Annotated in this window: 30 protein-coding genes and 1 other RNA gene; 5 read left to right on the top strand and 26 right to left on the bottom strand. The window is 31.1% G+C overall.

Annotation, left to right across the window (positions count from 1 at the left end):
* Nucleotides 1-6: 6 nt before the first annotated feature.
* The 3 genes from AAH949_RS02830 to AAH949_RS02820 all read right to left on the bottom strand — a co-directional run bounded on the left by AAH949_RS02830 (nucleotide 7) and on the right by AAH949_RS02820 (nucleotide 1542).
* Nucleotides 7-636 carry a hypothetical protein gene (locus tag AAH949_RS02830; RefSeq protein WP_134238431.1) on the bottom strand — a complete coding sequence of 210 codons (630 nt, stop codon included), beginning with the start codon at nucleotides 634-636 and terminating at the stop codon, nucleotides 7-9.
* A gap of 136 nt (nucleotides 637-772) precedes the next feature.
* Nucleotides 773-1130, bottom strand: a transfer-messenger RNA (tmRNA) gene (gene ssrA / locus AAH949_RS02825).
* A 1-nt stretch (nucleotide 1131) separates the two neighbouring features.
* Nucleotides 1132-1542: a histidine phosphotransferase gene (locus AAH949_RS02820; protein ID WP_348518923.1), complete on the bottom strand. Its 411-nt coding sequence runs from the start codon at nucleotides 1540-1542 to the stop codon at nucleotides 1132-1134.
* An 89-nt stretch (nucleotides 1543-1631) separates the two neighbouring features.
* Between AAH949_RS02820 and ruvB the strand changes: the two genes are divergently transcribed.
* Together ruvB and AAH949_RS02810 are read left to right on the top strand one after the other, a co-directional pair.
* A complete protein-coding gene (gene ruvB / locus AAH949_RS02815) occupies nucleotides 1632-2642 on the top strand; it encodes a Holliday junction branch migration DNA helicase RuvB (protein WP_134238433.1) in 1011 nt (336 codons plus the stop codon).
* Between the two features lie 9 nt (nucleotides 2643-2651).
* Nucleotides 2652-3695, top strand: coding sequence for an AI-2E family transporter (locus AAH949_RS02810; protein ID WP_134238434.1), 1044 nt, complete (start codon nucleotides 2652-2654; stop codon nucleotides 3693-3695).
* Here the strand turns inward: AAH949_RS02810 and AAH949_RS02805 are convergent.
* From AAH949_RS02805 to lgt, 7 genes are read right to left on the bottom strand one after another with little or no spacing between them, the layout of a single operon-like run.
* Entirely contained in the window at nucleotides 3687-4361 is a 675-nt protein-coding gene (locus AAH949_RS02805) for a tetratricopeptide repeat protein (protein WP_348518922.1), read from the bottom strand. The genes AAH949_RS02810 and AAH949_RS02805 overlap by 9 nt on opposite strands.
* Nucleotides 4358-6187, bottom strand: coding sequence for a dynamin family protein (locus AAH949_RS02800; RefSeq protein WP_348518921.1), 1830 nt, complete (start codon nucleotides 6185-6187; stop codon nucleotides 4358-4360). Before AAH949_RS02800 ends, AAH949_RS02805 begins: the two co-directional genes overlap by 4 nt.
* Nucleotides 6177-8372: a dynamin family protein gene (locus AAH949_RS02795; protein WP_348518920.1), complete on the bottom strand. Its 2196-nt coding sequence runs from the start codon at nucleotides 8370-8372 to the stop codon at nucleotides 6177-6179. Before AAH949_RS02795 ends, AAH949_RS02800 begins: the two co-directional genes overlap by 11 nt.
* A 33-nt stretch (nucleotides 8373-8405) precedes the next feature.
* Entirely contained in the window at nucleotides 8406-9131 is a 726-nt protein-coding gene (locus AAH949_RS02790; RefSeq protein WP_134238437.1) for a fumarate reductase iron-sulfur subunit, read from the bottom strand.
* Nucleotides 9124-11115, bottom strand: a complete 1992-nt coding sequence (locus tag AAH949_RS02785; RefSeq protein ID WP_134238438.1) for a fumarate reductase flavoprotein subunit — start codon at nucleotides 11113-11115, stop codon at nucleotides 9124-9126. The genes AAH949_RS02790 and AAH949_RS02785 overlap by 8 nt, the downstream gene beginning before the upstream one ends.
* On the bottom strand, nucleotides 11096-11884 hold the full coding sequence (locus tag AAH949_RS02780) for a fumarate reductase cytochrome b subunit (RefSeq protein ID WP_134238439.1): 789 nt from the start codon (nucleotides 11882-11884) through the stop codon (nucleotides 11096-11098). Before AAH949_RS02780 ends, AAH949_RS02785 begins: the two co-directional genes overlap by 20 nt.
* A gap of 53 nt (nucleotides 11885-11937) precedes the next feature.
* Complete coding sequence (gene lgt / locus AAH949_RS02775) at nucleotides 11938-12762, bottom strand: prolipoprotein diacylglyceryl transferase (protein WP_134238543.1); 825 nt, start codon at nucleotides 12760-12762, stop codon at nucleotides 11938-11940.
* A 102-nt stretch (nucleotides 12763-12864) separates the two neighbouring features.
* Between lgt and AAH949_RS02770 the strand changes: the two genes are divergently transcribed.
* Nucleotides 12865-13767 (top strand): hypothetical protein, encoded by a 903-nt coding sequence (locus AAH949_RS02770; protein ID WP_348518919.1) that lies wholly within the window; start codon nucleotides 12865-12867, stop codon nucleotides 13765-13767.
* Here the strand turns inward: AAH949_RS02770 and AAH949_RS02765 are convergent, their stop codons facing one another.
* Genes AAH949_RS02765 through AAH949_RS02740 form a run of 6 tightly spaced genes read right to left on the bottom strand, consistent with a single transcriptional unit; the run spans nucleotide 13768 to nucleotide 17903 of the window.
* Nucleotides 13768-14292 (bottom strand): hypothetical protein, encoded by a 525-nt coding sequence (locus AAH949_RS02765; RefSeq protein ID WP_134238441.1) that lies wholly within the window; start codon nucleotides 14290-14292, stop codon nucleotides 13768-13770. It abuts the gene before it with no gap.
* Nucleotides 14282-14818 (bottom strand): hypothetical protein, encoded by a 537-nt coding sequence (locus tag AAH949_RS02760; protein ID WP_348518918.1) that lies wholly within the window; start codon nucleotides 14816-14818, stop codon nucleotides 14282-14284. The genes AAH949_RS02765 and AAH949_RS02760 overlap by 11 nt, the downstream gene beginning before the upstream one ends.
* Nucleotides 14815-15744 (bottom strand): hypothetical protein, encoded by a 930-nt coding sequence (locus AAH949_RS02755; protein WP_134238443.1) that lies wholly within the window; start codon nucleotides 15742-15744, stop codon nucleotides 14815-14817. The genes AAH949_RS02760 and AAH949_RS02755 overlap by 4 nt, the downstream gene beginning before the upstream one ends.
* A gap of 2 nt (nucleotides 15745-15746) precedes the next feature.
* On the bottom strand, nucleotides 15747-16382 hold the full coding sequence (locus AAH949_RS02750) for a lysophospholipid acyltransferase family protein (protein ID WP_348518917.1): 636 nt from the start codon (nucleotides 16380-16382) through the stop codon (nucleotides 15747-15749).
* Nucleotides 16366-17625 carry a tRNA (N6-isopentenyl adenosine(37)-C2)-methylthiotransferase MiaB gene (gene miaB / locus AAH949_RS02745; RefSeq protein ID WP_348519178.1) on the bottom strand — a complete coding sequence of 420 codons (1260 nt, stop codon included), beginning with the start codon at nucleotides 17623-17625 and terminating at the stop codon, nucleotides 16366-16368. Before miaB ends, AAH949_RS02750 begins: the two co-directional genes overlap by 17 nt.
* Before the next feature lie 35 nt (nucleotides 17626-17660).
* Nucleotides 17661-17903, bottom strand: a complete 243-nt coding sequence (locus AAH949_RS02740; RefSeq protein WP_134238446.1) for an HP0268 family nuclease — start codon at nucleotides 17901-17903, stop codon at nucleotides 17661-17663.
* Nucleotides 17904-18036: 133 nt separating this feature from the next.
* Here AAH949_RS02740 and nusA point away from each other — a divergent pair, with 133 nt between their 5' ends.
* A complete protein-coding gene (nusA, locus tag AAH949_RS02735) occupies nucleotides 18037-19128 on the top strand; it encodes a transcription termination factor NusA (RefSeq protein WP_348518916.1) in 1092 nt (363 codons plus the stop codon).
* A 176-nt stretch (nucleotides 19129-19304) separates the two neighbouring features.
* On the opposite strand, the gene AAH949_RS02730 is transcribed toward nusA, so the two are convergent.
* From AAH949_RS02730 to msrP, 6 genes are all read right to left on the bottom strand, one after another.
* Nucleotides 19305-19580, bottom strand: coding sequence for a type II toxin-antitoxin system YafQ family toxin (locus AAH949_RS02730; protein ID WP_348518915.1), 276 nt, complete (start codon nucleotides 19578-19580; stop codon nucleotides 19305-19307).
* Nucleotides 19555-19884 carry a hypothetical protein gene (locus AAH949_RS02725; RefSeq protein WP_348518914.1) on the bottom strand — a complete coding sequence of 110 codons (330 nt, stop codon included), beginning with the start codon at nucleotides 19882-19884 and terminating at the stop codon, nucleotides 19555-19557. The genes AAH949_RS02730 and AAH949_RS02725 overlap by 26 nt, the downstream gene beginning before the upstream one ends.
* Before the next feature lie 106 nt (nucleotides 19885-19990).
* Nucleotides 19991-20281: a hypothetical protein gene (locus AAH949_RS02720; protein ID WP_348518913.1), complete on the bottom strand. Its 291-nt coding sequence runs from the start codon at nucleotides 20279-20281 to the stop codon at nucleotides 19991-19993.
* A 152-nt stretch (nucleotides 20282-20433) separates the two neighbouring features.
* Nucleotides 20434-21774 (bottom strand): major outer membrane protein, encoded by a 1341-nt coding sequence (locus AAH949_RS02715; RefSeq protein WP_348518912.1) that lies wholly within the window; start codon nucleotides 21772-21774, stop codon nucleotides 20434-20436.
* A 257-nt stretch (nucleotides 21775-22031) separates the two neighbouring features.
* Nucleotides 22032-22598, bottom strand: a complete 567-nt coding sequence (locus tag AAH949_RS02710; protein ID WP_348518911.1) for a sulfite oxidase heme-binding subunit YedZ — start codon at nucleotides 22596-22598, stop codon at nucleotides 22032-22034.
* Nucleotides 22598-23488, bottom strand: a complete 891-nt coding sequence (gene msrP, locus AAH949_RS02705) for a protein-methionine-sulfoxide reductase catalytic subunit MsrP (protein WP_348518910.1) — start codon at nucleotides 23486-23488, stop codon at nucleotides 22598-22600. The genes AAH949_RS02710 and msrP overlap by 1 nt, the downstream gene beginning before the upstream one ends.
* Nucleotides 23489-23533: 45 nt before the next feature.
* On the opposite strand from msrP, the gene AAH949_RS02700 reads away from it, so the two are divergent.
* On the top strand, nucleotides 23534-23872 hold the full coding sequence (locus tag AAH949_RS02700; RefSeq protein ID WP_348518909.1) for a hypothetical protein: 339 nt from the start codon (nucleotides 23534-23536) through the stop codon (nucleotides 23870-23872).
* A gap of 333 nt (nucleotides 23873-24205) precedes the next feature.
* On the opposite strand, the gene AAH949_RS02695 is transcribed toward AAH949_RS02700, so the two are convergent.
* The 4 genes from AAH949_RS02695 to AAH949_RS02680 all read right to left on the bottom strand — a co-directional run bounded on the left by AAH949_RS02695 (nucleotide 24206) and on the right by AAH949_RS02680 (nucleotide 26101).
* Entirely contained in the window at nucleotides 24206-24598 is a 393-nt protein-coding gene (locus AAH949_RS02695; protein WP_348518908.1) for a hypothetical protein, read from the bottom strand.
* Between the two features lie 107 nt (nucleotides 24599-24705).
* The gene (locus tag AAH949_RS02690) at nucleotides 24706-25041 is read right to left on the bottom strand and encodes a hypothetical protein (protein WP_348518907.1); all 336 of its coding nucleotides are present in this window, start codon (nucleotides 25039-25041) and stop codon (nucleotides 24706-24708) included.
* A gap of 29 nt (nucleotides 25042-25070) precedes the next feature.
* Nucleotides 25071-25304: a hypothetical protein gene (locus tag AAH949_RS02685; protein WP_348518906.1), complete on the bottom strand. Its 234-nt coding sequence runs from the start codon at nucleotides 25302-25304 to the stop codon at nucleotides 25071-25073.
* Between the two features lie 335 nt (nucleotides 25305-25639).
* Nucleotides 25640-26101, bottom strand: coding sequence for a hypothetical protein (locus tag AAH949_RS02680; protein ID WP_348518905.1), 462 nt, complete (start codon nucleotides 26099-26101; stop codon nucleotides 25640-25642).
* Nucleotides 26102-26155: the final 54 nt, after the last annotated feature.

Raw genomic sequence — 26155 nt, 5'->3', positions numbered from 1 at the left:
CAAGGATCAAACTTTTACATCAAGAGTTTTTCCACCAAGCTCATCGATTCTAGCACTAACTTTTTCTATAGCTTTAGTGATGGTATCTTGGCTGATTTTTGGAAGCTCGCCACCCCACAATTTTTCGGCTTGCTCAAACCCCATTTTCATACCTTCAAAACCTTTTTGTAATTTTTCAAGATTATCTCCTGCACCTTGAATAACAAAATCAGCTATCCTATTTGCAGTGTTTTCAACTCCAAAAAACCCCTCTTCGCTTACTAAAGCGTTTAATTCATCAGGATTCATAGTGAGTATATCCTTGCCGTTATAGCCAATAGATGAAAAATCAATTCCTTGCAATATCGTACTTGCTTTTTGCATTAAGTTTGCATCAAAAATTCCAGAACTTCCGCTCTGCGCTTTTAAATTACCAAAACTTGCATTAAGCACTTGTTGATTAAATTCCATCAAATAAAGCGTACTAATACCCTTACCGCCTAAAGAATTTAACTCTTCTAAAGTCTTTTTATCAATATTAGAGCTATATTTTGCACTTTGAGTATTAATACTACTTGTACTCTCCTTTTTGGAATTTAGATCTTTATTGCTAACCTGTGTCTGCGTTGCACTATTTGCATAAGTATTTATTTGCATCGCTGCTCCTTTTATTGTGAGGTAAAATTCATATCGGTTATTTGATTATTTTTTTGATATAAGTTTTTTCTTTAAAAAGTGTTATTTTCTAAAAGTAACAAGAATTGAAGATTTCTAAATTGTATTTTAAAAAATATGGTGGAAGCGAGGGGAATTGAACCCCTGTCCAAAAATAACCCCACAAAGACTTCTACATGCTTAGCAAAGGTGAAAATTTCATCTAGCCAAACTCACCTTCCAAAATTTTAAGCTAGACTAAGACTTTAATTTCAACTAAAAGTTGTCAATTTTTAATCTACACTATCAAAAATGACCAAAAATTAAGCTAGATAGTATCACTTAAATTTCGGGCTCAACTGAACTTACGCAGCTTTAGCGTAAGCAGGAGCGAATTTAACGTTGTTTGCGTTTAATTTTATGTGGGCTTTTTACGCTTTGCCCAAAGCGACATGCCATCTAAGCAGACTTACTCCTGTCGAAGCCAAGTCGCTCCCATTATTTGGAAATAATACTTGGAACATTAACAATTAAAGGATTAAAAACAGCTAAAACAAAGTCATCATTTTCGTAAGATTGGCAATACTTTTCAAACTGATCGCTCATCAAAAGCATCCAATCTGTAAATTCATCGCTCGCAGGACCTTCAAAACGATTTGCTTGTGCCATCATTTCTTCACAAAATACACAAAAATCAGTCACTTCTTCAAGATTAAGCCTTCTTGCAGCCCAAGCAGTATTATGTGCTAAAGTTTCAAGCTCTTTTATGGCCTCTTTATAACGCACACTATCACTTCCAAGCTTGATGATTAAAGGTTCAAATCTATCGCACATCGTCCTAAAAAATTGCAAAAATTTTTCTATATCATCAATCTCATAGTCTAATTCTAGTTTTGTTAAAATTCCCATTTTTAAACCATGTTGTTAAAGTTTAATGCAAATTCTAGCAAATTTTGGATAAAATTAAAATTTTTTAAAACAAAAATTGATGGAAAAAAATGGATAGAATTGTAGAAATTGAAAAATATTCTTTTGATGAAACTTATGAAACAAGTCTAAGACCATCTAGTTTTGATGGTTATATAGGTCAAGAAAATATCAAAAAAAATCTAAATATTTTCATAAAAGCCGCAAAAAAAAGAAATGAATGCTTAGATCATATATTATTTAGCGGTCCTGCAGGACTTGGAAAGACAACTCTAGCAAATATCATTTCTTACGAAATGAATTCAAACATCAAAACAACAGCCGCACCTATGATAGAAAAAAGCGGAGATTTAGCTGCAATTTTAACCAATTTACAAGAAGGAGATATTTTATTTATTGATGAAATTCATAGACTTTCTCCTGCAATCGAAGAAGTGCTTTATCCTGCTATGGAAGATTTTCGCCTTGATATTATCATTGGTAGCGGTCCTGCAGCACAAACAATAAAAATTGATTTACCAAAATTCACACTCATAGGCGCTACAACTCGTGCTGGAATGCTTAGCAACCCTTTACGCGATCGCTTTGGCATGCAATTTAGACTTGAATTTTATAAAAATGAAGAATTGGCCATCATCTTAGAAAAAGCCGCGATAAAACTAGGTAAAACTTGTGACAAAAAGGCTTCTTTAGAAATCGCTAAAAGGAGTCGCTCTACACCTAGAATCGCCCTTAGACTTTTAAAAAGAGTTAGAGATTTTGCCGATGTTAATGATGAAGATATAATTAGTGAGAAAAGAGCCAAAGAAGCATTAGATTCATTAGGAGTAAATGAGCTTGGTTTTGATGCGATGGACTTAAGATATTTAGAGCTTTTAACGGATGCAAAAAGAAGACCAATAGGACTTTCAAGCATAGCAGCAGCGCTAAGTGAAGATGAAAATACTATCGAAGATGTAATAGAACCTTACCTGCTTGCTAATGGCTACATAGAACGCACTGCTAAAGGACGCATTGCGAGTAATAAAAGTTACAATGTACTTAAACTCAATTATGAAAAAACTTTATTTAATGACGACTAGGAGAAAATTTTGAAAAATGGAAAAATATTTTTTATTGTTTTTGTTTTAATCGTGCTTTGTTTATTGCTGTATTTGTTTAAAAGCTTTTTGATGGTTATTGCCATTGCGAGCTTAATGGCTGTGGCTACTGCAAACATTAATGCTAAATTTTTAAGCCTTGTTAAAGGACGGAAATTTTTAGCTGCAGGACTTACGACAGCTTGTATGGTTTTGCTTTTCTTTGCCCCTTTTGTTTATGCTATGATAGAAGTGGTTAGGGCTTTAAAAAATTTTGATATCAATATCGTTACCTCAACGCTTGATTATATAAAAAATTATCAATTTACCCTACCAGAGTCTTTAAATTTCTTAGAACCAAAAATTAAAGAATTTTTAGCCAATATTGATTTAAATCAACTCTCCAAACAAGCCTTAACTTATGTTTCAACTTTTACAAAATCAAGTGCAAAATTTTTAGTAGATATGGCATTAATTTGTATTTTCTATTTCTTTGCAAATCTTTACGGAACCGAACTTATCATCTATCTAAAAAGTATCATACCTATAGAAAAACAAGAACTTGATGAAGTTTTAAGCGAAGTGGGCAATGTAATGGCTGTAGTGCTTTATTCTATGGTAATCGTAGCCATCTTACAAGGTGCACTTTTTAGCATTATCGCAGCATTTTATGGCTATGATGCCCTACTTATGGGCGTTATATTTGCGGTAAGTTCGCTTATACCGGCTGTTGGAGGAGGTTTGGTTTATATACCTGTGAGTATTTACGAATTTGCCTCAAATGGTCTAAATTCTGCCTTAGTAATTTTAATTTACTCCATCATTGTCATTTCATTTATTGCAGATACCTTAGTCAAACCATTAATTATCAAATGGATCAACGAAAAACTTGTCAAAACTCCAACAAATATCAATGAACTTTTAATCTTTCTATCAATGATAGCAGGTATTTCAAGCTTTGGATTTTGGGGAATCATTTTAGGTCCTGCAATTTTAACTTTTTTTATTTCTACAATCCGTCTTTATGTAATACTCAAACAAAAAAATTTAATTTAGCAACCTATACGCCGCACAAGCTTGTGTATGTGAGCCATCACAAGCTTTTCCTAAATATCTCTTGGCTAGTTTATCATCTTTTTCTTTGATTTGATAATAACGCCCTAAAATGTAACAAGATTCCAAAAAATCAAATTGGCAAGATTTTTTATAATAACTTAAAGCCAATTTTAAATTTTGTCTTACAATCAAACCTTGCTCATTTAAATTTGCAAGTTTGTAACAAGCAAAAGAATCTTTCAATTTGCATGACTTTTCATAAAAATACAAAGCCATTTCTCCATCTTTTTCCTCTTCATATAAAGAGGCTAAAGCATTGCAAGCTTGTGTGTGAGCTAAATCACAGGCTTTTTTATGAAAAAGTTTAATTTCTCGTTTCCCATCTTGCAAAAGTGCCAAATTAAAACAAGCACTTGAAATTCCTTTATTGCAAGCAAAATTATAGTGCGCCTTTGCCTTTTGCATATCTTGTTTAACCCCATAAGCATTTTCATACATCAAAGCTAAAGAAAAACAGGCTTTTGCATTATTTTTTTCACATAAAGCAGAAAAAATTTCAAAGGCTTCTTGATAGTTTTTTTCTTCGTATTTTTTAAAAGCAGTGGAAAAATCATTAGCTAAACCAAAAACACCTACGCAGCAAAATAACAATATCTTCTTTATCATAAATTTTTAATTTCCTCTTCTAATTTCGAAACTAAATTTAAATGCTTTTCAAAAGCATTTTTGCGTGTTTTTATTAACTCATATTTTTTAGAGATAATTTCTTGAAATTCTTCAAACATTTGTTTATAAATTTTCAACATTATAGGTTTATTGATGAGTAAAACTTCAAACTCATGGACATTAAGCTCGGTTAAAACTCTTTCATAAATTTCACTCATCTTAGGATAAAAAAGAGAAAATTCAGAACTATCAAGCTCATATAACTCCTTACTTTCATTGATTTTGCGGCTGAAAAAACTTAAACTAATTTTAGTGGCATTTTCATAATTTGCCAAAGCTTTCAAATTTAATTTTTCAAAAAACAAATCAAGCTCCAAACATTTCTTAAACAAACACTCTTTAAAATCTTTCAAAAACAACTCATCGCTTGCATTACAAAAGGTTCTAAGCTCTGAAAATTCTATATCGCTTTGCAAGTCATTATCTTTTTGAATATTGGCAAATTCAGATCTAAAAAGCATAATATCTTTTTGAATTTTTTCATAAGCAAGATTTAAATCCTGCTTTAAAATCTCAAAATTTTTAGAAATTTCATTTTTCATTTTTTTAATTTCTTTACTCATAGAATCTGAATTATAAAACATAGCCAAAAAAGCATCATCGCTTGCTATAAACGGGGTTTGATAGTCGTATTTTACATATAAATTTTTAGAAAATATTTTTTGTGATTCTTTATAATAATGCGCCTTTTTTTCTTTCACAGAAGATAAAATTTCTTTTGAAATTCTGTTGCTTAAAGATTTTAAATTCTCTAAAATTTGATGATTTAAAATATTGATTTTTTGCACTAAATTTTCGTTATTTTCTTCAAGCAAATTCTTAAACCGCGAAAAACAAAATTCAAGTTTTTCAAAAATTTTTCCAAACAATTCATACTGAACCCTTAAAATTTCACAAAGCTCTAAAAGTTTTCTTTTTGCAAACTCTTGCTTTAGAATTTTTTTATCCATTTTTTCTAAATATTCTAATAAAAGTGCAAAATTTGAAAGCTCATAAGTTTCTTTTTCCTTGGCTTGTTTGCAAGAAATGGCAATGATTTTTTCAAAATACTTTCCAAACACAGAATTTACATAATTTAAAACATTATCAAGCTCGTCTTGAGTGAGTTTATCTTTTTGATTTAACACGCAAATTGAATGATGCTTTAAAATAGGCAAATGCGCCTTAATCGCATCTTCTTCGCTTTTTTTACCTGCATTATCAATCAAGCTAAGCCAAATCAAAGAATGAGTGTTATAAAGCTCGCTAAGCGTTGTATTGCTATCCATTTCATTGGCATTAAGACCTGGAGTGTCGATTAAAGTTATATCCTTTAAAAGCTCAATAGGAGCAAAGATATGCAAGCTTTTGGTTTGTTTGATATCTTGCCTTTGATCGGTGTATTTTGCAAGTTCTTCTATATCTGCAATCACATCGCTGCCATCTTCAAATTCAACCCTCAAACAATACTCTTTAGCATAACGCAAAAAGGTGGGTTTAAAAGTTACAGGGACAACACCTGTTGGCAAACAATCTTTTTGCAAAATAAGATTTAAAAGACTAGATTTTCCACTTGAAAACTGCCCGACTATTCCTATATTAATAGCTCTATCAAGACTAGAAATGATATTTTGCGATTCTTTTATAAAATAAGAGCTAGGATGCATACTAGGATCGTTTAACTGTGAAATGATTTTTTGAATTTGCCCTTTAAAACTGTCATCATATTCTTTGCAATACGCTTCTTTATAACTTTTAATAAAATCTTGTAAAATACTAATTTGCATTAATCAAATCCATTCTTAAAGCTTCTAAACACTTAATCTTTTCTAAATTTTTTTCATATTTTTCAAAGGTATTTGCATCTTTTGCTTGCGTATTGTTTAAAAGCTCATTAAAATAAGCCATTTTTTGCTCTTGCTCTTGCTCATAGAAAGACATTTTTGAATTTAAAAATTCCAAAAACTGTGAGTTGATATTTAACTCTTTTAAAATCTCATCAATTTTAAAATTTTCAAAAGAAAGATTGATAAATTTTTCAAGTTTTGGCTCAAGAGTGAAAATATCTTTATCATCTTCTAGAATTTTTTGAATTTCTAACTTAAATAAGGCGTATTTATCATCTGCAAAAATATTTTCAATGCTCTTAGAAAGCTTAGTTTTAAACTCTTCAAAACCATTATCAAAATCATCTTTTAAAAAAGCATATTTTGCGCTCAAGGCTTCTTTTGTGCTTTCGATATTTTTAAAATTCTCAAATTTTATCTCTCTTAATACATCATTAATCCCATCTTTAACTGTAATATCAACGATACTCATAAGTCTTGAAAGATTCATTTTTTGCTTTTTAGAATTTGTATATTTTAACTCATCGATCAATCTTTCTTTAAGTTTTTTTGCTAGTAAAATCATAAGTACTTTTACATCATTTGCGCCATTTGTGCTTAATTTAGCAACAAGTTGCGCGGTATCTTTTTTTGCTTCTTCTAAATTTTTCTTTTCTTTTTCATAATTTAAAAATAATTCTTGATTTTGGGCATTTAACTGGTGCTTTAAGGTATTAAATGCTTGGTTTTGCAAGTGATATTTGGTGATTAAATGAGTGATTTCTAAATTCAGTTCTTTTTTATAAGCTTCTAAAGCTAAAGCAACCTTGGCGCCTGAATACAACTCATTAAAAAGATAATTTTCAAGCTCTAAAACACCACTCTCTTTTAAAGAGCTTTCATCTGCCACGCCTTGGTAAAAATCACTTGCTTTTTTTGCACTAATGCTTAAAAAATCTATTTTTTGAATAAAATTCTCATCAAATTCCAAAGCCTTAAGTCTTGATTTTAAAGTTTGTTTAGTGTAGTCTATAACCTCATCTAAATCCTTAGAATTAAGCAAATCGGCCTTTGTCAAAACCACTAAAAGTTTAGAAACTCTTGAATTTAGCAAACAATCAAGCAAAAACTCAGTATCCTTTTGCGTTAAACTTTGAGATACATTCATTAAGTGGATCAAAAAATCACTCTCTTTAATATACTCATTAGTCACTATCTCTCGTTGCACCATCACATCATCAAGACCTGGAGTATCAACAATGCAAATATTATTTTTTAAAAATTCCAAAGATGCGTTGATTTCTATTTTTTTAATTAAAGCTGAAATTTGATTTTTCGCACTAGTAAAATTTTTAAGCTCTAAAAGATCAATTTCCTCACTTAAAGAATCCTCCTTGATATAACTTTGAATATCAAGCTTAGAAGAAAGCTCAGTTACAAACTGCTTCATTTCAGCGCTAAATTTAGAACTCGCTAAAATATTTTCCCACTCTTTAATGCTCCAAAAATAAATTTTCGCCTTATTATTCTCCCCATATTTTAATAGGGTTAAATTTGCAGTTTCTGGGATATTTGAAACACCCAAAAAATCTTTTTTAAGCAAAGCATTTAGCATACTAGATTTTCCCGAATTCATCACTCCAGTTACTGCGATAATAAAATCAAGCTTAGAAAATTTATCTGCCATTAAACGCAATTTATCTTGAGTGCCTTCATCATCGCACAAAGCGCAAAGCTCTGCATTAATATGATTTAAACCGCTAAAACTATTTAAAACTTGTTCTTTTCTATCAATTTGCCCAAGCTCTAAATTCTCCAAAAAAGTCAATAAAATGGAATTATCATTAATAGCGTTTAAAATACTTAAAGCTTTTATTAAATCAGATTTTGAAATATAAGATTTCATTAACAAATTTAAAGAACACACTTGGGCTAATTCTATACCATAAATATCTACTCTTAAATGAATTTTTTTAAATATATTTTGAAATTCTTTTAAGGCTATATATTTTTCATAATTTTCAGAATTCACACTTAAAATGATAGCAATTTCAGCCAAATCTAAAGTATTTTTATCATCAAACTCAGCACTTAAATCTAAAAAAACCAGATTCTCTTGCCATAATTCTTGTAGAAGTTTTAACATATGAAGATCCAAAAAGCCCAAAAAGGGCTTTTTTTATTTATTTTTTTGAGCGACAAGTTGTCTTCTCATATAAGCAATTTTGCTTTGTAAAGGTAGATTTTTAGGACAATTATCTTCACAAGCAAGCAAAGACATACATCCAAACACACCATCATCATCACCCACTAATTCATAAAAATCTTCAACACTTCTATGATCGTGTGGATCTTGCAAATATCTAGCTGTTCTTAAAAGTCCTGTTGCTGCGATGAAATTTGGACGCATAAGTTTTGTTGCACAAGAGGCAACACAAATTCCACATTCTATACAACGATCAAGCTCAAAAGTCTCATCGGCAACTTCTGGTTCGATGCGTTCTTCGATTTTTGAAATATCAGTTTCTTTTTCATTATGCACCCAGCTTTCTACGCGCTTACACATATCTTCAAACCACTCGCCTGTATTTACGCTTAAATCTTTAATGTGTCTAAATGCTGGCATAGGCATAAGCTCAATCACGCCATCAGGATAATCTTTAGTCAAAGTTTTACAAGCCAGTTTTGGCACACCATTAATCATCATAGCGCACGATCCACAAATCCCTGCACGGCACACAAAGTCAAAACTAAGATCGGCATCCATTTTTTCTCTAATTTGTGTTAAACACACAAAAATAGTCATAAAAGGAGTTTCTTCAAGCTCATAAGTCACAAAGTGTGGTTTTGAAATTTTACTTAAAGGATTATATTTAAAAGCCTTTATCGTTAATTTTCTACTCATAATCAACTCCTATTCTTTGGTTTAATGCTTTGTATTTTGGTTGCAACTCATAAGGCATTAAAGCGTGTTGAATTTCATGACGACTCTTGCCTTCTGCCTCCATTTTTTCACGAATCGCATCCACTTCTGCTTGGCGCTTTTCACTTAAAGGATTTTCTATGATATTTCCTTTGGCACCGTATCCGCGGAATGCTGGCGGCATTTCCATTTTCATAATATCTAAATCCGCATACTCAACTCTTGGTAAAGTTTCACCTTCAACCCAATAAGTAAGCGTTCTTTTCATCCAATTTAAATCATCTCTTTTTGGATAATCTTCTCTATAATGTGCCCCACGGCTTTCAGTTCTAAGTAGTGCTCCATAAGCCACACAAAGAGCTATTTTAAGCATTCTTGGAACTCTATAAGCTTCTTCCAATTCTGGATTAGCGCAGTCAAGTTCTTTGCAGTGTACTTTTACATCTTGTGCATCTTTATAAAGTTTTTCAAGCTCATCTACAGCTTCTTTTAAGCCTTCGCCTGTTCTAAAGATAGCCACTTTATCCCACATGATTTCTTTCATTCTGTTTTTGATTTCAAAAACATTATGTTTGCCTTCTTTGTCGGTTAATGATTTTAAATATTGGTATTCTTTTGACAAAAAGTCTTTTACGATATTAGTATCAATGATTTCGCCATTATTTTTACAATAATCTGCAAAATAATCTCCCACTATCATACCTGCAACAACAGTTTCAGCACATGAATTTCCGCCCAAACGATTAAAGCCGTGCATATCCCAGCAAGCTGCTTCACCACAAGCAAAAAGACCATCTAGCCATTGACTTTCGCCCGTTGGTTTTGTTCTGATTCCACCCATAGAATAATGCTGCATAGGTAAAACCGGTGCCCAACCTTTTGGACCTTCATCAGCTGGATCGATACCATTAAAAGTTTTACAAATATCTTGAACATCACGAAGATTTTTTTCTACATGCGCACGACCAAGAATTGAAATATCAAGCCATAAGTGATCTCCATAAGGACTTTTTACACCTTTACCTTTGCGAATATGCTCCATCATTCTACGACTTACGACATCACGGCTTGCAAGTTCTTTTTTCTCTGGTTCATAATCTGGCATAAAACGATATCCATCCACATCACGCAAAATACCACCATCACCACGACAACCTTCAGTAAGTAAAATTCCACTTGGCACAATAGGAGTTGGATGAAACTGCACTGCTTCCATATTTGAAAGTCTGCAAAGTCCTGTCTCAAGAGCAATGGCCGCACCTGTTCCCTCACAAATAACCGCATTAGTGGTTTGTTTATAAATTCTACCATAGCCACCTGTCGCTATCATAGTTCCCCTTGCCACATAAGCAATTAATTGTCCGTTAGTTAAATCCCTTGCAATAACACCTAAACATTTTTTACCATCATGAATGATTCTTACTGCTTCCATTCTATCGATGATTTTTACTTGGTGTTTAATTGCTTCATTTGCCACGCCATAAAGCATACAGTGTCCTGTTGCATCAGCTATAAAACAAGTTCTCCATTTTTTTGTTCCGCCAAAATCACGAGCGTTAATAAGTCCGTGTGCCTCATCTCTTTCTTTAATGGTTGTTTTTTGCGCATTGATTACAACCGTTCTTTCACCTTTTTTTACCCTAGTCCAAGGCACACCCCAAGCTGCAAGCTCACGCACAGCTTTAGGAGCGGTTTGTGCAAACATCCTTGCTACTTCTTGATCACAGCCCCAGTCACTTCCTTTAACTGTATCTGCGAAGTGGAGATCTTCATTATCACCTTCTCCTTTAGCACCATTTCCCAAACTTGCTTGCATACCACCTTGCACCGCAGCTGAGTGAGATCTTTTTACCGGACAAATACTTAAAAGCGTTACACTTTGACCGCTTTTTGCAACCTCAATAGCAGCTCTAAGACCTGCTAAACCGCCACCTATTACTAAAGCATCACTGTATTGTATATTCATAACTTGCTCCATTGTAGTTTTTTATCATTGCAGTTGTTTGATTTTGCTGATTTTGATAATTTTCATAACCAATTTTTGCAAAAGCCGCAAGACTTAATACACCTAGCACTAAGAAAAATACACTGATAACCCATTTAGCAGTTTTAAGTTTTTTACGACTTTCTTTGGCATTTTTACCCTCAAACCAGCCCCATTTTACACAAAGTCTATAAAGCCCAATACTTCCATGTAATTCAACACAAATCAATAAAACCACATAAAACAACCACATAAAATGGCTTACCACTCTCTCGCCTGACATATCACCACTGATTTTATCTGCATTTGTGATGATAAAAATCAAGTGTGCAGATCCCAAGAAAAACATAACAAAACCTGTAAAAGCTTGAACCCACCAAAGTGAAGTATCGCCATGTTTCATAGTTTTACTATGAGTTCTTAAAAGTTGAAATTGACGAAAATTAATAGGAAATTTTCTCATCGCAAGCCCTGCATGAACAATAAAAATAATCAAAACACAGGCGGCCAAAAATGAGGTGATATAGCTCATCACTGGATTATCATAAACAAATTTTAATTCCAAAAAATGCACCACAGAATTAAAAAACTCTTCACTCACCAAAATCGTAGATACAAATATCATATGCACCCACATAAAAAGCCCTAAAAAAAGACCAGAAGCACTCTGGATAAAATCCAGTTTCGCAGGCATCTTGCTTTTTTTGCCTTCAATGCTCTTACCTAGATAACCTTCGATAAGCTCACTCATTACCTCTCCTTTTAAATTAAAAATTTCGATATAGCATTATAATATGAAAGTCTTTATTTTTTTTTAAAAACATTATTTGTCCTTTTTAGGCTTACAAACAACAACAAACTTGCTACAAACATTAGCAAACTCAAAATCTGTCCCATACTCAAACCCAAAACAACAAATCCTATACCAAAATCAGGCTCACGATAAAATTCACATAAAAAGCGTGCTAAAGAATAAGCCATAGCATAAACCGCGATCAATTCTCCTTGTCTTTTTTGTATTTTTCTGAAAAAATATACTATCAAAAATACCACAAAACCCTCTAAAAATGCCTCGTAAAGTTGCGAAGGGTGTCTTAAAATTCCATCTACATAAATTCCCCAAGGCACATCAGTTACGCGTCCAAAAAGTTCTTGATTTAAAAAATTTCCAATTCTTCCAAAAATATAACCAATAGGAACACTTAAAGCTACCAAATCAAGATATTTCCATACATTTTGTTTATATTTTTTGCAAAACAAAAGAGTTGCCACTAAAAAACCCACAATAGCTCCATGATAGCTCATTCCACGAATTCCAACAAATTCTCCGTTAATATAAGGATTAAAAATTTGCCAAGGATGAGTTAAATACCATAAAGTATTTGCATCATAAATTAGAATATAACCAAGTCTTGCTCCTAAAATAACACCTATTTCAACCCAAATAAAGTAATTATCCAACATTGTATTTGAAATATCAAATTGATCTTTTTTTACAAAATATTTTGCTATAAATAAAGCTACAAGTAAGGCCAATACATACATAATTCCATACCAATAGACCTTAAAATCAAACAAAGTAAAAGCCACTACATTAAATTCAGAATAAATATTTTGCCAATTTTGTATCATAAAAAAGTCCTAATTTTGGGTATAAAGAGTAAAAATATATCAAAAAAACTTTAATCTTGCTATAATTAAAATTTTAATTTTCAGTATAAAAGGTCAATGATGAAAAAAATTTTACTTTCAAGCGCTGCCGCATTTTTACTTATATCCTGTAGCAATACAAGCTCACAGTTTATTAATGTTTCTTTGCCTAATTTCAAACCCTTAACACCAACACAAATAACAACACCGCAAAGCAATATCACTATTAATTTTAGCACAATAGAAATAGAGCAAAATAATAATTATTCAGATTATTTCCAAAATTCTATATTAAAAATCAGATTAGACAAAGAAATTGAGCTTCTAAAACAAAATACAGAAGAACAAATTAAAACTATATTGGCACTTAAAGGTTATAAAATAGACAACACTTCAAATGCACCCTATTCTCTAAAAGGTAAAATTATCGTTTTTATACAAGAAGATAATATCGAAAAATCAAGCACCTGGCTCAATGGAGAATCTGTAAATTCAACACTTAGTCTTAGTTTTAAGGCAAAAATAGACTTTGTCGATAACACTAACGCACAAAATTACACAGAATTTAGCTCTAATACTAATTTGGATTCCTCCATACATCTTGTATATCCTATCAAAAGTGGCGAGGGAGTTAATATATTTAAAACAACCATTAGCACCGTTCCAACACAACTAAATAGAGGCTTAGAAAAACCTGCTTTTGAAATTGATAAAACCTTTTTAACCTTTTACAAAAATACACTCGATACCTTATATAATAAAATGCCTCAAGCCACCTCAATGCCAACACCTACACAAACGCTTGATAATAACACAAGTAAAAATTTGGAATTTAATGAATTTACACCTTTGGAATTTAACGAAATTCAAGAGGATAAAACCTTGCAAAATCCTTTAGATTTACAAAAACAAATTCCAGAGAATAACAACAGCACCATTCCACAAATGGATAAAAATACAAGCGATATTTTAATCTTTGAATAATTATTTTTGCGTGGAGTAAATTTTTACCAAAAACTCCACATCAATCTTATTTCCAGAAGCATTTAAAATTATAGGATAACTGATTTTGGCAACATTTTTGTATTGATTTAAATCTTTAAAAAATTTATTAAGCATTTGAGGATTATCAATCGTGGAACTAACATTAAGCTCTTCCACCAAATAAGCCTCTCTTTCAACTCCATGTGCCTTTTTTAAACGCACATCTTGAAAATAATTCTTTAAAAATTCAATAAAATCTTGCTGATTAAAAGCTGTATTAAACTGATTTAAGGTAAAATTGTTCTCCTCTTTTAATATTTCCACTCTTTGTTTACTCACTTGCAATTTCGCCAAAAAATTATCATTCAATTTTTGCTGATTATTTAACTTATAATTAGCCATTTTATAATCTTTTAATGCAGGTAACAACAACAAAACAATCAGTAAAGAACACAATGCTATAAAGCTCAAAACATAAGCAACAAGCTTAACAAAATTTAATTCTTCTAAACTCTTATCTTTCATTATCTAACCTTATAGTTTCTTCATTAACGCTAACAAATCTATACCAACCATTTTTCAAACGATAAAAACTTGTTTTACTCTCATCAAATACACTTTTTAATGGAGTTTCTATCAACAAAGAAAACATTTCTTTAGTGGGAGTAATTCCACTAAGTCTTAAATAATGACGATTGATATTAAGCTCATCAAGTTTAATTCCGTTAGTTTTGACAATCAAATCAAAAAGGTTAGCAATATCATAACGCAATTTTTCATTATCCCCTTCTTTACCATTAATACTTAATGCCAAACCCTTTTGATCACTCAATAAAACAAATAATTTTTCATTCTCATCGATGGAATTTTGTATGGTGATTAATTCTTGTTTTTTTTGCTCTATATTTGATAAGATAAAACTGGTTTTAATATAAATAAATAAATAAATAAATACAATAAATCCCGCTCCAAAGAAAAAAAATACCATCCAAATTCTTAAAAATAAGCTAAAAACTGGTTTAATTTTCGGTTTTACAAAACTATAAGTCATATCTTAAGCTCCTTACGCATAAGCTCATTCATCAACTCTAAAGTATCAACTTTAATCACCTGAGGAGTGAGAAAAATTTCATTTTCTATATATTCTAAAGTGGCTTTTGAAATATTTTCATTATCAAAAATCACAAATTCATCAATAAAATTACTCTTATAGTTAGGATTATTATAAAATTCTTCTATGCTAGAAATAATATAACGACAAACCACCATATCATTTCCAAAATCTTCAAGCTTTTCGTTTTGTTGTTGCTCCTCTAAATGCTCCAACTTATCCTTAAGCATACTATCGAGCTCTTTTACATCATACTCTTCATCAATACTAAATTCTAAGCCTTCTTCTATGGCTTCATTTTTATCATCAGAAATAATTTCTGGAAATTCTTTCATACGAGTTTCAAAAAAACTTCCAAATACCACTTTATTTGCTTTAAAAATAACCACAGCAATACAATCACTATGCTTATAAATACAAAGAGTTATCAAATCTTTATTTAAAATTTTTTCTTTTTTAACACAATAATGCAATAAAGCAAAAGGTGAAAATATAAAATCCACCCCTCCGCCAGTAAATATTTTTTTATACTGTTCTATGCTTTTTAAAGAAGCGTAAATTTGCATATTTTCTATATTTAAATACTGAATATTTTTCATTTCATTTTGCTTATTTGTATTATGAATACTTTCCAAAAATATCCCTTGCGATACATCTGAAAAAAACACAGAAATATAATAAAGCTGCGTATTTTTTATAAGACTTTGAATATAAGCTATTAATCTATCTTGGGAATCAAAAGTTTTTTCATCCATTTCTATAATTTGACCATTTTTGACACTATGGGTGCGGACAATGTTATTTCTTTCTTCCAAAATAACACATATTAATAATTGGTGCATAAATCTTCTTAGAGAAAAAAACATTTTTATTCCTTATTTTTGAAACCATCCATTTGATACATCATATCAAAATTTGTCTGAATTCTTTTTTTAGCCTCGTCAATATCCAAATTTTCCACTTCTATAGGCTCTGAAATTCTATAAACAATCTTACTAAAAGGCTTAGGCAAAATCATCCTATCCCAGCTTTTAAATTCCCAATACGCACTTGCTTCATAATTAAGCAATAAAATCTTCACTTTACATTTTTGCGCTAAAGCAATACAACCATCTGCAATACTATGATAAGGCCCACGAGGACCATCGGGAGTAATAACTACATCGTCTTTTTTATCCAAAACTTTAAAAGCCTCCCTTAAGGCTGAAATAGCTCCTTTTGAAGAGCTTCCTCTGATAGTATTTATTTTAAAAAATTCTATATTTTTTGCAATCAAATCCCCATCTTTATGATGAGAAATCATCACATAAGCTTTTTTACCTTTTTTTTCAAAATACCTAAATGCAAAAGGCATCAAAGCCAATCTACCATGCCAAAATAAAATCACAAAAGGGGTATCATCGAGTTTTTGTCCCAAATACTCTTTCTTGCAAGTTAGAAAAATTAGCCATTGTAAAATATAAATTCCAAAGGCTAAAAATGAATATTTAAATGATTTCCCCATACAGCACCATACGCTTTGCATTTGCAATTTTTACTTTGCAAATTTTACCCAATAATTCCTCACTGCCTTTAACTTGCACTAAAAAATTATTATCCGTTCTACCTGCCACAGCCCCATCAGCACGCAATTCTTCAAACAACACTTCAAATTCTTTACCTTCTTGTTTTGGCATAATTTCATCTAAAATTTGCGTGTGTCTTTCTTGCAAATATGTTAGTCTTAAGGAAGCAATATCATCAGGAATTTGATTTGGCATAGTAGCAGCCTTTGTTAAAGGGCGTTTGGAGTATTTAAAAGAAAAAATTTGCTCAAAACGCACTTTCTCAATCACATCCATTGTATCTTCAAAATCTTTTTCATTTTCACCCGGAAAAGCAACAATGATATCCGTAGAAATGCTTACTTTAGGACATAAAGAACGAAGTTTTAATGCACGATCTAAATACCATTCTTTCGTATAGCCTCTTTTCATAGCCTTTAAAATTTCACTTGATCCGCTTTGTAAAGGCATATGCATTGATTTACAAATTTTAGGATTTTTTGAAAAAACATCTAAAAATTTATCATCCATATGCAAAGGATGTGGACTAGTAAAACGAATGCGTTCTAAGCCTTCTATCTCACTTAAACGCTCCAATAAATCTGAAAAATCCATCTTTTCATGCGAATTTGAAAATCTTTTTCCATAATTATTTACATTTTGCCCAAGTAAAAAAATCTCCTTTGCACCTTTTTCTACGGCTTTTTTAGCCTCATTAAAAATAATACTAAAAGGTATAGAAATTTCATCACCTCTAGTGTGCGGAACTATACAATAAGTGCAGTGCTTATCACAACCTATGGAAATATTAATATAAGTTTTATAAAGACTATTTCTAAAATCCGCAAAAGCAAAATCACTTTCATCATAATCAATATCTACACCCAAGAATTTTGGAGTATGAATGGCCTTTGTTATTTTTGAAATATTACGCGCACCCAAAACAAAATCCACACTTGGTGCACGCTTAAAAATTTCCTTACCTAAATGCGAAGCCGTACAACCGCAAACTCCAATTTTTGCTCCTGCTTTTTTTACCTTATCAAAAGCACCCACTTCAGAAAAAAGCTTATGAACAGGTTTTTCACGCACCGAACAAGTATTGATTAAAATCAAGTCTGCATCTTTAATATCTTGCGTTAAAGAGTAATTTTCTTTTTGAGTAAGCTCTGCAATCATGTGCTCTGAATCCCTTACATTCATCGCACAACCCAAAGTTTGAATAAAAAGTTTCTTGCTCAAAGAATATGCACCTCATACATAAAATCTCCATCATCAAGTCCATATCTAATTGTTCTATGATAAACACACAAACCTTTTTTTTCAAAATGTTCTATTAAAGCAATTAACTGTTTATGCGAATTATCTTTGTCAAAATAAAAAAACTTTTGTCCTTCTTGCTCCACCGCTGCCTCAATTTTATCCAAACCAATACTTTTTGGCTTTTCATTTACTAAAGTTCTTGCTAATTTCAACTCCATGATTTTTCCTTAATATATTAAAATCTGCAATTTTATCAAATTTTACATTTAATTAAACTTATTAAAAGGCTTATTTTATTATAATTTTAGTCTTCAATCTTTGAAAATCCCAAAAACAAAAGGTTTTAATGTTATGGAAAAAATTGCAGATATTATAGAATCTATTGCCAATGAAAAAAATTTACCCTTAGAAAATGTCAAAGAGAAGGTTATCAAAGCTTTGACAAATACGGCAAAAAAAATATATGGAGAAAATTATGATTTTTTTGTCGATCCTAAGAATTTACAACTTTATCAAAAAATTACCGTTATTGATGACAATGATGAAAGATTGCAAAATGAAAACAATGAAAGTTTTATTTCTTTAAGCAAGGCAAAACAAGAAGCAAGCGAGGTTGAAATCGGCGATGAATTAACCTATGAATGCTCTTTAGAAAATTTAGGCAGAACCGCTGCAAATACTTTACATAAAGAACTTGAATATAACATTCAAAAATTACTTGAAGAAACAATTTTTGAAAAATATCAAAAAATGTGTGGAAAAATGGTATTTGGAAGCGTGGTGCGCGTGGATAGCGAAGAAAATACCTTTATAGAAATCGATGAATTGCGTGCCTTTTTACCAAGAAAAAATCGTATCAAAGGTGAAAAATTTAAGGTAGGAGATGTAGTAAAATCAGTCATCAGACGCGTATATAGAGATAAAAACTCGGGTATAAAAATAGAATTAAGCAGGACTAGTCCAAAATTTTTAGAAGCCCTACTTGAATCTGAAGTCCCAGAAATTAAAGATGGTTTTGTCAAAATTTGTGCTAGTGCAAGAATTCCGGGAGAGAGAGCAAAAATCGTCCTAATGAGCAATAATCCCAACATAGATGCCATAGGTTCGACAGTTGGTGTTAAAGGGGTGAGAATAAATGCCGTAAGTGGGGAGCTTCATGGAGAAAATATAGATTGTATTGAGTACTGCAACGAAGATGCTTTGCTTATTTCAAGAGCTCTAGCACCTGCAATCATTAGCTCAGTGCAAATTGAAGATAAAAAAGCCATTGCAACCTTAAACAGCGAACAAAAAAGCAAAGCTATCGGCAAAAATGGTATTAATATTCGCCTAGCTTCGATGCTTACAGGCTATGAAATAGAATTAAACGAAAACAAAATTCAAAGCAGCGATAACTCACAAAATGAAGTCTTTAAGAATTTACAGGATTTGTTTAAAAATTAAATAAATATGACAAACTATATTTATGAGTTCATCTATATGATTAGTTTTTTATTTTATAAAAATGATTTTGTAATACAACTAATCACAGATACAAAAGATTTTAAAAAATTTCAGCGATTAAAAAGAGTCGAAGGAGAGATACAAGATATATCAAAGTAGTTCTTTTTTGATGAAGACTAATAGCCTTTAAATAAGTCCTGATGTCTTCCTATGCGGTAAAGAATTAAATTCTCTTCATCTCTTTGATATATTATAATCAAATCGCCAAAAATATGGCACTCTCTAAAGTCTTTCAAATCGCCTTTTAGTGCGTGGTCTTTGTATTTTTGTGGCAAAATATCTAGCTTTGCTAAATCTTCAATACATTGTTTGATTGCTTCAATATTCCAATTTTGTTTTCTAACTAATTTCAAATCTTTGATGAAATTATTTTGAAAGACTTGATTGCGCATTTTCTACCTTAAGCTCATCATCAACAGCTTTTAATACGCTATCAAAACTAGTATAAGGTGAAGGGTCATTTTTGGCTAAAATTGCTTTTGTTTCTTCTGTTGGCTCATCTTGTATTGCCTTTTCTCCCCTTTTTCTAAGACTAAAAGAGCTTTTTAATTTTGATTGCAAAAATTTAAAACGCTCTTTGTTTTCTTTGGTTTGCAATGCAAGTTTTTCCGCTTTTCTTTCAGTCAAAGCTAAAGCGTGTATGATTTCTTTTTGTGTTGCATTCTCAAATCTTTTTGCAAAATTAGTATCAACCATTTTTAGCTCCTTGTATTTTGATTATACAATTATATCAAACATTGTTTTAATTTTTGTTGGAATCATTCTCTAGTTTGATTTTGATATGAAGAATTTATAGCATTTATCATTTTATGCCATTGTTTTTATCTATGATTGAAAAAAGCTTATCAATAATGGTTTTTTCATTCTCTTTTTGCTGATCGGCTTGAAGTTTTTGGAAAGCATAAGCACTAAAATCGGACTTTATTTTAGAAAGATCTAAGTCTTCGTTGGTTAAAAATGATTTATTATCTTTTTCTTGTTCTTTTTTAATTTCATTTAAAGAAGCTTGAAATTCATCTTTTGAAATGTTTTTTTCTTTGATTTTGGTATTTGAAAATACTGAATTTGAATCTAATTTTTTAATCTCTAACATAAGTTCTCCTTTTGATGTTAAAAAATAAAAGCAAAAATCATTCCATAAATTTAAAACAAAAATTAAAAGATAAGAAGTAAATTTAAAAAATCAGAAATAAAAAAAGGCGTGTTAAAAAACACGCCTTGAAAAATATCTAAGAGTTTAAATTCTTAGAATTTGTAAAGAGCTTGAAGTCTTACAGTATCTTTTGAATTACTTTGATCTATATTTTGACCACCAACAGAATAATCACCATCTACATTAACATAAGAATACCAAGCTTGGAAAGATAATTTTGGAGAGTATTTATAATCTACTCTTGCAACGAATTCATATTTATCTCCACCTTGATGCAAGTTACCTGTTTCAGTTCCACCATATACAAAGTCTCCACCAAGTCTTACAGTTTCATTAAAAGTATAACCTAAAGTTACATAACCAAAGATATTTCTACCAAGATCGCCGCTTAAGTGAGAACCATCAGTGTATTTTAACTCTTGACCTGCAAAAAGATGATCAATATTACCATTATCTTCCAAAGTTGTCATAGTAATTTGTTCTTTATCACCATAGTAAACCCCACCAAGGCTTCCATCCCAACCATAAGCAGCTAAAGTTCCTTTAAGAGCAAAGAAATTACCGTTAGCAACTAGTTTTGGTGCATTTGCAGTGGTATCACCTAAAGTTTCAAATTCATTGTCAACAGAGTTTCCTAAATAAGCACCTTCTAAGCCCCAGTTTACATCACCAAAAATAGTAGTGTTATAAGCTACATCTACAGCATAGAAGAAAGCAGAGTTATTTAGGTATGATAACCATAATTGAGGATTGATAGTTCCACCAAGTGCTTCATAAGAGCCAATTAAAGCAGCACCATAAAGATTGTGCTCATATGGATTGAATCCTGTGCCTCTAAAATCATAAACATCACTTTCACCTGCATAAGCATTGAAGCTATCTACTACAAAAGCAGCTAAAGTTAAACCATCGATGCTATTATTAACAATTTTAAGTCCAGTTCCTACTAAACCATCTACACCATTATCAGTCCAGATAGTGTTTAGTTGTTGTTTACCTGCGATAATGCTTGTAGCATAGTCAGCATTGTTGTATTCTAAATACAATTGTCTTACAGCAATAGTTCCTTTTGTGCTACTTACATTACCTGTAGCTGGATTATTATTGGTTGTATCACCGAAACCACCATCAGTGTTGTTGTATTCTAACTGAACGAAAGCTTTGAAATTATCCGCAATGCTTGCTTTGAAATTTACTTGAGCTCTGAAGTTATGATCTTGTTTTCTAGATATACCAGATCTAACTTTATCTCTAGTATCACTAAAACCATAATCATTATTATTATTATTGCTTACAGTACCAGTATCATATCTGTATCTTAATACTCCAGAAAGATCTACATCTTTAATCGCTTCTTCTAAAGAAACAGCGTTAGCTGCTGAAAAAGCACCCGCAGCAAGAGCTGCAACTAAACTTAGTTTCACTAATTTCATGAGAATTCTCCTTACTAAAATAAAATTAACGAGTGAAATTATAACATAAAAAAAAGATTTAAAGCTTAAATGTAACTTAAAATAATGAATTCAAGGGATAAAATTTTTAAGAATTTTAAAAGCGGTTCCCTAGCAAAGCTAGGATAACCATACTTTAAGGAGTCGTTCTATGAATAAAATAATTAAATATTTTCAAGTAGAAATTATAAATTTGAAAGGTTAATGATAGGTAATAATTTTGAAAAACATTATTATCATTATCTACCTTGAAATTTATTTTTAAATATCTTCTGATAACGCAATGACAAATACACAAAACTTAAAATTAAAGCCAAATACTCCCAAAGTGCTGGAATTTTTGCCGATAAAAAGAAATGAAAACTTGCTATACAAAGACAAATAAAAGCTAATTTTCTAATATTTTGTAATTTCTTAAAAGCTTTAAAGGAACTTAAAAACATCAAAAAAATCATTATAAAAGCCACAAAACCGCTCGCCTCAAAAACTCTTGTAGTGATATCTTCATATAATTTTGTTAAATTTAAATTTTTAGAAAAAACAAAATAAACTAAAAAATGCACAAAAACCCATATCCCTCCACAAAGCCCTAAAATTTTAGGGTAAGATCTTGTGAGTTTAAATTTAAAAAGTGAAAAAAATGCACTTAAATGTAAAAATATAAGAGCAAAAATTCCTGTATAAAAATACAATTCTTTAATGAGATCAAAGCCAAATAAGATATTATCCACCACGCAATAAGTGCTATAAAACACGCTTAAAACAAAGGCTAAATAGGCTAGGAGATCAAAAAATTTAATTTTCATCAAAAATTTACCCTTAAATCTAAACCATCATAAATAGATGCAACTTCTTTTTCATAGCCGTTAAACATCAAAGTGGGCTTAGTAAAAAGCTCCCCTAGTGCCCTTTCGTTTGCTTGAGACCAGCGAGGATGAGAGACTGTAGGATTGACATTAGCATAAAAGCCGTATTCGCTTGGGTTTGCAAGCTCCCAAGTGGTTTGTGGTCTAGTCTTGGTAAATTCAATCTTAACGATGGACTTAATGCTTTTAAAACCGTATTTCCATGGCACAACTAGACGCAATGGGGCACCGTTTTGAGCCTTAAGAGGCTTTTTATACATGCCAAGCGCAATGAGTGTTAAAGGATGCATAGCTTCATCAAGCCTTAAAGCTTCGATATAAGGATAATCAAGAGTTGGAAATAAAGCGTTTTGATCTGGAAACTGACTTTTGTCTAAAAGTGTGGTGAATTTCACGAATTTTGCTTCATTTGTAGGCTTTGCAAATTCAATGAGTTTTCGCAATTCAAAGCCAACCCAAGGCACAATCATAGACCAAGTTTCAACGCAACGGAAGCGATAAATTCTCTCTTCAAGCTGAAATTTTAAAATATCTTGCATGCTTAAGGTTAAAGGCTTTTCAAGCTCTCCGCTTAACTCTATCTTCCAGTTTTGAGTGCTGAAATTTTGGGCATATTTGAGTGCTTCTTTTTTGTTTGTCGAAAATTCATAGAAATTGACATAGCTTGTTGCAAGTTTTTCATCGGTGATTTTATGTTGTGTTTGAGTTGTTGGAATAAAATTTAGAGCATTGAGTTTAGTAGCGATTAGGGCTGGGCTTAGCATTACTGCTGTGCCGAGCTTTAAAAATTCTCTTCTTTTTTTATATAATTTTTCATCAGTTGTATACATAATTTCTCCTTTTGTTTTAGAATTAAAACCAAAAAAAGACAATCATTGATAATTTTACAAAAAAAATCAGTTGGAATTTTAGATGCCAATTTAAGTGAATTTTTGGCTGATTTTGGTGGGATTTTAATAGTGGGATGGTATCAAATTTGTAGAATTTTTTGGGGATGGGGAGGGGATGTTTTGATAAATAAGCTAACTGTGCAACTTACTCCTGTCATTCTAAGCATTAGCGAAGAATCTATGCAAAACTTCTATAAAATAGCGATATTTCGCTACGCTCAACATGACGCTTTGTTTTGTTGTTCTGAGAGTGCAACTTGGAGAATCTCTATTAAAAGACTGCAATTCCCTTACATAGAAATCCTTCACATTCATTCAGAATGACAAAAAGCATTTTACTTAAGATAATAAAGGTTACTTCACTCGTTTAGGATAACAATATTTGTCATGTTGAGCCTTACTCGTCATTCTGAACAAAGCGAAGAATCTTTATTTAATAGACTGAGATTTTAAAAATTGGATTTTAAATTAAGTTAGATATAATTTCAAAAGGTGGAATGCCAAAGCACCACCTTTGACATTCAATTTACCACCTAGAAAGGCGGGTGAATTTGTATGAAACAAAAAATTCTAGTGATTATTATACTCTTATGTATTATAATAGTCAAGGCTTACTAAGCCTTCCCCTTTAAAAAGGGGCTAGAATATGCTTTGGCTTTAATCCCAATAAAACTCCACTTTAATATTTTTAAAAGACTTTTTATAAGTTGATATATTATTTGCTAACATACTTTCTAAATAAGTTATAACTCCATTTGTTGTATGATATCCCTTAAGTTTTATTATTTCATTTGCCTTACAACTCTTATCCATTACTATTAAATCATTACTCGTTATATCTTTACAAAATACTATAGCATTGCGTCCATCATAAATTGCTGTCGCTTCGATAATATAAAATATCTTTTTATTTTTCGGCACTCCAAGATTTGTTATATTGATGTTAAACCCTAAGCTCTGTGTTGTGATTTTTTGATACTTAAATTCCTTAATTCCATTTCCAGTATCAATGCTATACCCCCACCCAGAGCTTAACAACATTGCATTCATTTTTTCTCCTTTATTTTAAATTTAGTTTTGTTTGTTAAAATTTCATCAGCCTTACAAGTCTTTAGCGCACGGCTTATAACCGATGGATAGCGGATAGTAAGGCTATGTTATTTTATTATTCTTGCTTCATTAAATGCGTTAGAATTTTCAAGATTTCCATTTTCAAAATACATTGTTTTAAAAGCAAGTTCATTGTTTTTACTTCTTATCTGTTCTACGATAACATAGTAATTTCCATTAAGTTGTTTTCCGCTAATTAACACATCTCTACCCTCGCTATCTTTTGAAAATGCTTGTATATCGGCATTATCTGCATAATCAATCCATTTTGAGATATCATTTATCATAACTACTTGTTGTTTGCTTTTTCTTACTAAAGCACTTTGTGCTCCGTGTCTAGATATAGTATGATAGATATTATCCCTACTGATAGTCCTACGCACATCATCATAATATTTAAAACCTAAAGCCTTTAAGCCTTTGCTCTTTGTGGGTTTAATTTATCTATGCTGATACTTTTATTGTTCTCTAAAACCCATTTTAGTATCTCATCATTTAAATTTTCTTTGCCTATTGTTATCATATTCTGCCCTTTTTTCGGGGAATTTTCTAACACTTTGATTAAATTTTTAGTATCCACTTTCTTACCTTCTTCTAAAAGCGATATTGTAACATTTTTATCAAGTTCATCTTTATAATCTCGCATAAATTTTTCCCTAGCTTTGATATTATCATCTAGTCTTTGGATTAAGTTTTTTTAGGCTTTTCTTGGGTAGAATTTTCACTAGAGAACGGCACTTGTTTTGTCTCTGAAGATGCCCTAGATGTCGGTAAGGCTCTCGCAGTACTACTATAAATAACTTCAGCATTTTTAAATTTATTTATTATATTGTTTTGTTTTTTGGCGAGTTACTAACAATAGTCAAATGTGTTTCATAATCTTTCCCTATGCTTGTAAAATAGGTTTGATTATTTATATTTTTAACAAATATATAATCATTTTTATCTTTTATGATTACTTGTGGATTTTCCAAAGTTTCTTTATATATGTGGTATGTATTTAATTCTATCTTTCTCGATTAGCTTTAATAAGCTGCCTTTAGTGAGTTTTATATCCTTTCCATTCAAAGCTGTTTTTATTTCATTTGGTAACTTTGGAATATAATCATCATCAATGCTTTTAAGATTAAAAGTTTTCATCCACTCATTACGCACGGTTTTATCAATGATATATTCTTTTCCATTTTTGCCTACAAATTTAAGCTCGTTTTTGCTGATATCTGGCTTATCCATAAAAAAGCCATTACCTTTGATTACTCCTTCTTTTATCAAAGCATTTTTTAATTTAGAATTTTGTTCGTTATTTACTTTGATATATTCATTTAGGGCATTTTTGAAAATCTTACTTTGCCCTTTATCGCTTATTTTTATATTTTTAAGATTTTTAACTACTTCTTTATGTGTTTTAGCTACCCTTACAGCATCTAAAATTTGATTTCTCAAAGCTTGTTCTTTTGCGCTTTTTACTAAAGGAAATAGATGAATTTGAAAAAATAA

The organism is Campylobacter sp. CCS1377, assembly GCF_040008265.1.
Lineage (GTDB): Bacteria > Campylobacterota > Campylobacteria > Campylobacterales > Campylobacteraceae > Campylobacter_D.
The sequence above is the reverse complement of the archived record's forward strand: the minus strand, read 5'-3'. Positions and strand labels throughout refer to the sequence as shown.

What these genes read in the sequence shown, in the direction of transcription:
- AAH949_RS02830 (WP_134238431.1), bottom strand. Translation starts at nt 636, where the DNA reads ATGCAAATAAATACTTATGCAAATAGTGCAACGCAGACACAGGTTAGC.
- AAH949_RS02820 (WP_348518923.1), bottom strand. Translation starts at nt 1,542, where the DNA reads ATGGGAATTTTAACAAAACTAGAATTAGACTATGAGATTGATGATATA.
- ruvB (WP_134238433.1), top strand. Translation starts at nt 1,632, where the DNA reads ATGGATAGAATTGTAGAAATTGAAAAATATTCTTTTGATGAAACTTAT.
- AAH949_RS02805 (WP_348518922.1), bottom strand. Translation starts at nt 4,361, where the DNA reads ATGATAAAGAAGATATTGTTATTTTGCTGCGTAGGTGTTTTTGGTTTA.
- AAH949_RS02800 (WP_348518921.1), bottom strand. Translation starts at nt 6,187, where the DNA reads ATGCAAATTAGTATTTTACAAGATTTTATTAAAAGTTATAAAGAAGCG.
- AAH949_RS02795 (WP_348518920.1), bottom strand. Translation starts at nt 8,372, where the DNA reads ATGTTAAAACTTCTACAAGAATTATGGCAAGAGAATCTGGTTTTTTTA.
- AAH949_RS02790 (WP_134238437.1), bottom strand. Translation starts at nt 9,131, where the DNA reads ATGAGTAGAAAATTAACGATAAAGGCTTTTAAATATAATCCTTTAAGT.
- AAH949_RS02785 (WP_134238438.1), bottom strand. Translation starts at nt 11,115, where the DNA reads ATGAATATACAATACAGTGATGCTTTAGTAATAGGTGGCGGTTTAGCA.
- AAH949_RS02780 (WP_134238439.1), bottom strand. Translation starts at nt 11,884, where the DNA reads ATGAGTGAGCTTATCGAAGGTTATCTAGGTAAGAGCATTGAAGGCAAA.
- AAH949_RS02770 (WP_348518919.1), top strand. Translation starts at nt 12,865, where the DNA reads ATGAAAAAAATTTTACTTTCAAGCGCTGCCGCATTTTTACTTATATCC.
- AAH949_RS02765 (WP_134238441.1), bottom strand. Translation starts at nt 14,292, where the DNA reads ATGAAAGATAAGAGTTTAGAAGAATTAAATTTTGTTAAGCTTGTTGCT.
- AAH949_RS02760 (WP_348518918.1), bottom strand. Translation starts at nt 14,818, where the DNA reads ATGACTTATAGTTTTGTAAAACCGAAAATTAAACCAGTTTTTAGCTTA.
- AAH949_RS02755 (WP_134238443.1), bottom strand. Translation starts at nt 15,744, where the DNA reads ATGTTTTTTTCTCTAAGAAGATTTATGCACCAATTATTAATATGTGTT.
- AAH949_RS02750 (WP_348518917.1), bottom strand. Translation starts at nt 16,382, where the DNA reads ATGGGGAAATCATTTAAATATTCATTTTTAGCCTTTGGAATTTATATT.
- miaB (WP_348519178.1), bottom strand. Translation starts at nt 17,625, where the DNA reads ATGAATGTAAGGGATTCAGAGCACATGATTGCAGAGCTTACTCAAAAA.
- AAH949_RS02740 (WP_134238446.1), bottom strand. Translation starts at nt 17,903, where the DNA reads ATGGAGTTGAAATTAGCAAGAACTTTAGTAAATGAAAAGCCAAAAAGT.
- nusA (WP_348518916.1), top strand. Translation starts at nt 18,037, where the DNA reads ATGGAAAAAATTGCAGATATTATAGAATCTATTGCCAATGAAAAAAAT.
- AAH949_RS02730 (WP_348518915.1), bottom strand. Translation starts at nt 19,580, where the DNA reads ATGCGCAATCAAGTCTTTCAAAATAATTTCATCAAAGATTTGAAATTA.
- AAH949_RS02725 (WP_348518914.1), bottom strand. Translation starts at nt 19,884, where the DNA reads ATGGTTGATACTAATTTTGCAAAAAGATTTGAGAATGCAACACAAAAA.
- AAH949_RS02720 (WP_348518913.1), bottom strand. Translation starts at nt 20,281, where the DNA reads ATGTTAGAGATTAAAAAATTAGATTCAAATTCAGTATTTTCAAATACC.
- AAH949_RS02715 (WP_348518912.1), bottom strand. Translation starts at nt 21,774, where the DNA reads ATGAAATTAGTGAAACTAAGTTTAGTTGCAGCTCTTGCTGCGGGTGCT.
- AAH949_RS02710 (WP_348518911.1), bottom strand. Translation starts at nt 22,598, where the DNA reads ATGAAAATTAAATTTTTTGATCTCCTAGCCTATTTAGCCTTTGTTTTA.
- msrP (WP_348518910.1), bottom strand. Translation starts at nt 23,488, where the DNA reads ATGTATACAACTGATGAAAAATTATATAAAAAAAGAAGAGAATTTTTA.
- AAH949_RS02695 (WP_348518908.1), bottom strand. Translation starts at nt 24,598, where the DNA reads ATGAATGCAATGTTGTTAAGCTCTGGGTGGGGGTATAGCATTGATACT.
- AAH949_RS02685 (WP_348518906.1), bottom strand. Translation starts at nt 25,304, where the DNA reads ATGCGAGATTATAAAGATGAACTTGATAAAAATGTTACAATATCGCTT.